The following is a 1569-nucleotide window of genomic DNA, read 5'->3' on the forward strand; positions in this document are numbered from 1 at the left end:
CACTTGGGCCACACTGTGACCACGATCCGTCACCTGACGAACCGCCTCAATCTTGAATTCTTCGGGATAGCGCTTGCTGCTCATGGATACCTCTCTGATTGCCATTTTGGATGGCTGAAAGGTGTCTAGCAAACTGGTGGCGATTCACAGATTTGAAATGTAGGGCCTAGATGTTCCTGAATATAGGCCAAAGGCTACTGCAGAGAAAAGGGACCCCACACCCAAAGATATGGCCTTAAGTACTGGACTATCCAGAAGGCTAGACAAGTAATCAGCTTTCTCTGCTGGGTGGATATCATGTGAAATGATACTGAACCAAGCAATCCCCAGCGCAAAGTGCAGAACCCCACCTAGCACTCCAAGCACTGCCAAGCACCCGACCCCGACAAGAAAAGCTCTCATTGTGGCAATACCCCCTATCGCCTAACGCCGCCCCTTTGCTGAGCTTTGTTAGGAGAATAACCCTCTGAACACTCCGCGCTCAATAAACGGGTTTTGATCTGGTGTGTAATTTTCATGAATCTTCTTTGCTGTTAGGTCAAAAGCAAACATGCCAGAATCCATTGCCAGAGATTCTCGTTTGGTTAAACGACTAACTCGAGCTACATGCTTCCTAGGTGGATCTACAGTGTAGAGCCACCATTCTTTAGCTTTCATGCCCTTTCTATGCTCATGACAGCCTTTTATTAAGTTTATAACCAGATATTTCGCAGGATCCTCGACTTTGCCAATTCTTTTGACAATGCCTTCTTTTTTGGGAAGCAAAAAATCGGTGCAAATATTAAATCCCGATTTTTCTGTAGAGGGCACGAAATCATCAATTTTCTTGCCGTCACCATGGAATGCATAAACTATGTTTCCACCAAACATAAAAATCTTTGTAATAACTACCAAGTAGTACCAGTTATCTTCGTAGAAAACTTCCAGTACATCTCCAGGACGTTGCTGTATCACAGCTCACTCCTAACGTCGTGCACACGGGCGCGCGTTAGCGCGTCCGAGCGGCGAAGCCGCAAAGTGCTGCACCTTGTTAAGTTTCATCGGCCTCTACGAATGGCGGATACTCAGAGAAATACAGCTCCATACCCTTTTCAGCCATCACCCTAAGCACCTCGACAGGAATAGATTCGCCGCCACCTGCAGCCCCCTCTCTAGGGCTAAAGGCAATATCGACTGAATACTCGCCCGGCTCTAGATCAACCGCGGTTGACAGAACCCACTTCCGGAGTTCTGCCAATTGATTGGGAAGCTCGAAATCATCGTCGCAGAGCCAAGCAATATTCTGGCGCTTAGCCTCTTCGCTTCCAGGTTGATACTCATCTATCCGTATTGGCATGGTTCTCCGAAACTTAACGCCCGCATTTGCGGGAAATTGGAGCGCAGCGGAAATTTATCCGCAACATGCGTTTGTTATACACCGACAACCTCTAAGAAATCACCGGTCTCACTGTCATACACCTTAGCGCGAAGTGCCTGAGCAATCGTTTCGATTAGCTTTTGGTTCTCCGGTGAGCGGGCACAACTGAATGATATAGCCTGTGGCGCAGGAAGCCCCTCTAGGGTGAAGTG

The 1569-nt window shown here is 47.9% G+C and carries 3 protein-coding genes; all 3 read right to left on the reverse strand.

The genetic code is table 11. The annotated features are described in order from the left end of the window. On the reverse strand, nucleotides 1-84 hold an 84-nt coding region (locus tag D4A39_RS18015; protein ID WP_233552453.1), incomplete at its 3' end, for a transposase. A 366-nt stretch (nucleotides 85-450) separates the two neighbouring features. Further along, the gene (locus D4A39_RS16655) at nucleotides 451-954 is read right to left on the reverse strand and encodes a hypothetical protein (protein ID WP_119918579.1); all 504 of its coding nucleotides are present in this window, start codon (nucleotides 952-954) and stop codon (nucleotides 451-453) included. Nucleotides 955-1030: 76 nt separating this feature from the next. Further along, entirely contained in the window at nucleotides 1031-1336 is a 306-nt protein-coding gene (locus D4A39_RS16660) for a hypothetical protein (RefSeq protein WP_119918580.1), read from the reverse strand. Nucleotides 1337-1569 lie beyond the last annotated feature (233 nt).

This window comes from Alcanivorax profundi (assembly GCF_003597125.1).
GTDB lineage: Bacteria > Pseudomonadota > Gammaproteobacteria > Pseudomonadales > Alcanivoracaceae > Alcanivorax > Alcanivorax profundi.

Coding starts and splice junctions, on each gene's coding strand:
- D4A39_RS16660 (WP_119918580.1), bottom strand. CDS start 1,336: ATGCCAATACGGATAGATGAGTATCAACCTGGAAGCGAAGAGGCTAAG.